Below are 5,396 nucleotides of genomic sequence, written 5' to 3' on the forward strand. Positions count from 1 at the left end.
ACCCGGCCGGCGCCCGAGTTCCCAAGGACCACCCGTGTCAGAGATGTCCGCGCCCGAGACCCTGAAGCAGCCCGCCGACACGCCCCTGAAGTCCGTGGACGACGTGCGTGCCTGGCTGGTGTCGGCCGTCGCCGAGGCCACCGGACTCGACCTGCGCGGCGTCGACCCGGACCGGCCGCTCGCCGAATTCGGCCTCGGCTCACGGCAGTTGGTGGCCCTCTCCGGTGAACTCGCCGCCCGCACCGGCCGCACGCCGGACGCCTCCGTCGTCTTCGAGCACCCGACCATCGGCGCCCTCGCGGAAGCCCTGCTGGACGAGGACCAGAGCCCCGCACCGCCAACTCCCGCCCCCGTCACCGAGGTCACGGCATCGGGGCGCACCGGCGACGGCATCGCCATCGTCTCCATGGCCTGCCGCCTGCCCGGCGGCGCCGACGACCCGGAGGCACTGTGGCGGCTGCTCGCCGAGGGACGGGACGCCGTCACCGAGGTGCCCGCCGGCCGCTGGGACACCCGTGGCCTGTACGACCCCGCCCCGGAGAGCACCGGCACCGCCTACAGCCTGCGCGGGGGATTCCTCACCGGCATCGACCGCTTCGACGCGGCCTTCTTCGGCATCTCGCCCCGCGAGGCCGACGCCATGGACCCGCAGCAGCGGCTGCTGCTGCGGACCGCCTGGGAGACGATCGAACGCGCCGGCATCGTCCCCGGCAGCCTCCGCGGCAGCTCCACCGGCGTCTACATCGGCCTCTACGACAGCGGCTACCTCGCCTCCGCCGGACTGGACCGGCTCGACGGGCACGTCGGCACCGGCTCGGCCTCCAGCGTGGCCTCCGGACGCATCGCCTACACCCTCGGCCTCGAGGGACCGGCGGTGACCGTCGACACCGCCTGCTCGTCCTCCCTGGTCGCCCTGCACCTCGCGGCGCGGGCACTGGCCGACGGGGAGTGCGACCTGGCCCTCGCCGGCGGGGCCACACTGATGGTCACCCCGCGCGGGCACGTGGAGTTCAGCCGGCTGCGCGGGCTGTCGCCCAGCGGCCGCTGCAGCCCCTTCTCCGCGGACGCCGACGGGGTGGTGTGGGCCGAGGGCTGCGGCCTTGTGCTCCTCAAGCGGCTCTCCGACGCCCGGCGCGACGGCGACCGCGTCCTCGCCGTGATCAAGGGCTCGGCCATCAACCAGGACGGCCGCAGCCAGGGCCTGAGCGCGCCCAGCGGCCCCGCACAGGAACGCGTGCTGCGCGCCGCCCTCGACGCCGCCGGACTCACCCCGGACGACATCGACTACATCGAGGCCCACGGCACCGGCACCCCGCTCGGCGACCCGATCGAGGGCCGCGCCCTGGCCCGCGTCCTCGGCGCCGGGCGCCCGGCCGGACGCCCCCTGCACATCGGCTCGCTGAAGTCGAACCTCGGCCACACCCAGGCCGCCGCCGGCATCGCGGGCGTCATCAAGACCGTGCTCGCCCTGCGGCACGAGACACTCCCCGCCTCCCTGCACGCGGACACCCCGACCGAGCACATCGACTGGGCCGCCAGCGGCCTGCGCGTCCTCACCGAGCCGCGCCCCTGGCCGCGCACCGCGGGCCGCCCGCGCCGCGCCGGGGTGAGCGCCTTCGGCATCAGCGGCACCAACGCCCATGTGGTGCTGGAGGAAGCCCCGCGCGACCCGGAGCCGGTTCCGGACCGGGCGCCGGAGCCGGTGCCCGCCCCCGGCCCCGCCGGCCGGCACCTCTTCCCGCTCTCCGCCCGCACGCCGGCCGCCCTGCGCGGACAGGCCGACCGCCTGGAACGCGCCCTCGCCGCACAACCCGGCCTGCCCCTGAACGCCGTGGCGGCGACCCTCGCCCACCACCGCACCCACTTCGAGCACCGGGCCGTGATCCCCGCCGGGGACCACGACGCCCTCCGCGCCGCCCTGCGCCTGCTCGCCGACGGGGAGACCGACCCCGACCGGATCGCCGGCCCGCAGCACGCCCTCCCGCAGGGCAAGGTGGCCTTCGTCTTCCCCGGCCAGGGCTCCCAGTGGGCCGGCATGGCCCGCGACCTCCTCGACCGCGACCCGGTCTTCGCCGACGAACTCGACCGCTGCGACGCCGCCCTGCGCCCCTTCACCTCCTGGTCCGCGGCCGCCGTCCTGCGCGGCGACGCCGGCGCACCCTCCCTGGACCGCGTGGACGTCGTCCAGCCGGTGCTGTTCGCCGTGATGGTGTCGCTGGCCGCCGTCTGGCGGGCCCGCGGCATCCGCCCGGACGCCGTGATCGGACACAGCCAGGGCGAGGTCGCCGCGGCCTGCGTCGCGGGCGCCCTCAGCCTCAACGACGCGGCGGCCGTGGTCGCCCTGCGCAGCCAGGCCCTGACCGCCCTGTCCGGCACCGGCACCATGGCGGTCGTCGCCCTGCCGCACACCGAGACCGAGGCCCGCCTCGCCGCACTCGGCGGCGACCGGGTGTCCGTAGCCGCCGTCAACAGCGGCCGCTCCACCGTCGTCGCGGGCGAGACCGAAGCCGTCGAGGAACTGCTCGCCGCCCTCGAGCGCGAGCAGGTCTTCGCCCGCCGCCTGGACGTCGACTACGCCTCCCACAGCCCCGCGGTGGAGGCCGTCCGCACCGAGATCGTCGACGAACTCGAAGGCGTCACCGCGACACCGGCGCCCGTCGCCTGGTACTCCACCGTCACCGGCGCCCCCGTCACCGGCGAACTGGACGCCGCCTACTGGTACACCAACCTCCGCGAGCCGGTGCGGTTCGGCCCGGCCGTCGAGCGGATGATCGCCGACGGCTACCGCTGCTTCGTCGAACTGAGCCCCCACCCCGCCCTGCTCACCGCGCTGCGCACCGTCGCCGAGGAGACCGGTACGGAGGACCTCGTCGCCGTGGGCTCGCTGCGCCGCGACGAGGACGCCCTGGCCTGCCTCGACCGCGCCACCGCCGAACTGCACGTCCACGGACGGCCCGTCGACTGGCGCCGCCTGGTCCCCGACCCCGCCCCGGCCGACCTGCCCACCTACGCCTGGGACGAGCAGCGCCACTGGTCCGAGGCCGCCGGTGCCACCACCGCCGCACCCGGCCTCTTCGACCGTGCCGCGCACCCGCTGCTCGGCGTGCAGCTGCAGTCGGCGGACGAGACCCGCTGGACCTTCCGCAACGAATGGTCGGCGGCCACCGCGGACTGGCTCCCCGACCACACCGTGTTCGGCCGCACCGTGGTGTCGGGCACCACGCTGACCGAGCTGTGCCGCGCCGCCCTCGCCGTGGCCCGCCCGGACACCCCCTCGGACGTCACCGGCCTGCTCCTGCTCGCCCCGCTCGCCCTGCCCGCGGACGGCACCACCGAGGTGTCCGTCGAGGTGGTCACCTCCGGCCCCGCGCCCGAGATCACCGTGCACAGCCGCCCGCGCGGGCAGCAGGCCGCCGGCTGGACCCTGCACGCCACCGCGACCGGCACCGCCACCGACGAGGCGACGGCCACCGACGAGGCGACGGCCACCGACGAGGCGACGGCCACCGCGGGCGAGGCGCCGCCGGCCTGGCCGGACGGGGCCGACCCCGCCTGGAGCGAGGACACCTACGAGCGGCTGGCCGCCCTCGGCCTCGGCTACGGCCCCGCCTTCCGGTGCGTACGGCAGGCCGTCCGCACCGGCGACGGCACCCTGCTGGCCCGGCTGACCCTCCCTCGGTCAGCCCGTGACACCACCGACCCCTACCCGGTCCACCCCGCGCTGCTGGACGCCGCACTCCATGTGGCGGCCGGCCTCGACCCGGACGAGAGCAGGGCGCTGCTGCCGGTCGCCGTCGGCCGCTGCGCGCTGCCGCCCGGCAACCCCACCGAACTGACCGTGTCGGTGCGCCGCACCTCCGCCTCCGGCACCGACGTCACCCTCGACGTCGGCCTGTGGGACGCCGACGGCCTCCCCGCCGGACGGCTGGAGGGCGTGCGGCTGCGCGCCGCCGACCCCGCCGATCTGGACGCCTCCTCGGAGAGCGCCCGGCATCTGTACGAGGTGGCCTGGACGCCGGTCGCCGCGCCGCCGGCCCCGGCGGGCACCTGGCGGGTCCTGGGGGACGGCCCGGGAGCGGCAGCCGTCCAGCGGGAGTTGACGGCTGCGGGGGAGACCCTTGCCGCCCCGGACGAGCGCCCCGGCGTGGTCGTACGCCTCTGGCCGCGCACCGGCCCGGACGCCGGACCCGGCGAGGCGGCCACGGCCGCCCTCCGCGAGCTGCGCGACCTCGTCGCCCTCCGGCCCGAGGAGATGCCCGCGCGCGTCCTGTGGGTGACCCGGGGCGCGGTCGCGGCCGCCGAGGGGGACGCGGTGCCCGGTCTCGCCCAGTCCGCGCTGTGGGGGCTCGCCCGCAGTGCCCGCGCCGAGCATCCCGACCTGGGTCTGGTCCTCCTCGACCTCGACGACGACACCGGGGACGCGGTGTCCGTGCTGCGCACCGCCGCCGCCCAGCGCGAGGAACCCGAACTCGCCTGCCGCCGAGGTGAGTTGCTGGCCCCCCGCCTCGTCCGTGCACGCTTCACCGACGCCGACTCTGAAGCCGACGCCGACTCTGAAGCCGGCAGCGCGGATGCACCCGCCAACCGGATCCCCGTCGAGGGCACCGTCCTGATCACCGGCGGCCTCGGCGCCGTCGGCCGCACCATGGCCCGGCTGCTCGCCGAGCACGGCACCCCGCGCCTGCTGCTGACCTCCCGCCGGGGCCCGGCCGACCCCCGGGCCGCCGAGGTCACCGCCGAACTCGCCGCCCTCGGCGCCCAGGTGGAGGTGGCCGCGTGCGACACCGGCGACGCGGACGCCCTCGCCGATCTGCTCGACGGCATCCCGGAGGAGGCGCCCCTGCGGGGCGTGGTGCACTGCGCCGGCGTCCTCGCCGACGGCGTGGTCGCCGAGCTGACCCCCGAACGCCTCACCGAGGTGCTGCGCCCCAAGGCCGACGGGGCAGCGCACCTGCACCGCCTCACCGCCCACCTGGGCCTCGACCTCTTCCTGCTCGTCTCCTCGGCGGCCGGTGTCGCGGGCAACGCCGGCCAGGGCAACTACGCCGCCGCCAACGTCTTCCTCGACCAGCTCGCCCACCACCGCAGGGCCCTCGGCCTCGCCGCCCAGTCCGTCTCCTTCGGCGTCTGGGCGGGGGAGGGGCTGGCCGCCGGGCACGCCGACCTCGACCGCATGGCCCGGCTGGGCCACCGCGCCCTGACGCCCGGTCAGGCCCGGGACCTGATCGAGCTGTCGCTGCGCCGGCCCACCCCGCACCTGGTCGCCTGGTCGCTGGACCTGCCGCGCCTGCGCGCCGCCCTCAGCTCCGCGCCCGGCGGCACGCCCGCGCTCTGGCGCACCCTGCTGCCCGCCGCGCCCGGCACCGAGACCGAGTGGCTGGACGCCCTCGCCGCCG

1 protein-coding gene is annotated in these 5,396 nt (G+C 77.1%); it reads left to right on the top strand.

Features of this window, described 5'->3' with window-relative positions; all coding sequences use genetic code 11:
- Window positions 1-43: 43 nt before the first annotated feature.
- A partial coding sequence (locus ABD207_RS19580; RefSeq protein WP_344014396.1) for a type I polyketide synthase occupies window positions 44-5,396 on the top strand: 5,353 nt, incomplete at its 3' end.

Origin of the sequence: Streptomyces thermospinosisporus, assembly GCF_039526425.1 — a bacterium.
GTDB classification, from domain to species: domain Bacteria; phylum Actinomycetota; class Actinomycetes; order Streptomycetales; family Streptomycetaceae; genus Streptomyces; species Streptomyces thermocarboxydovorans.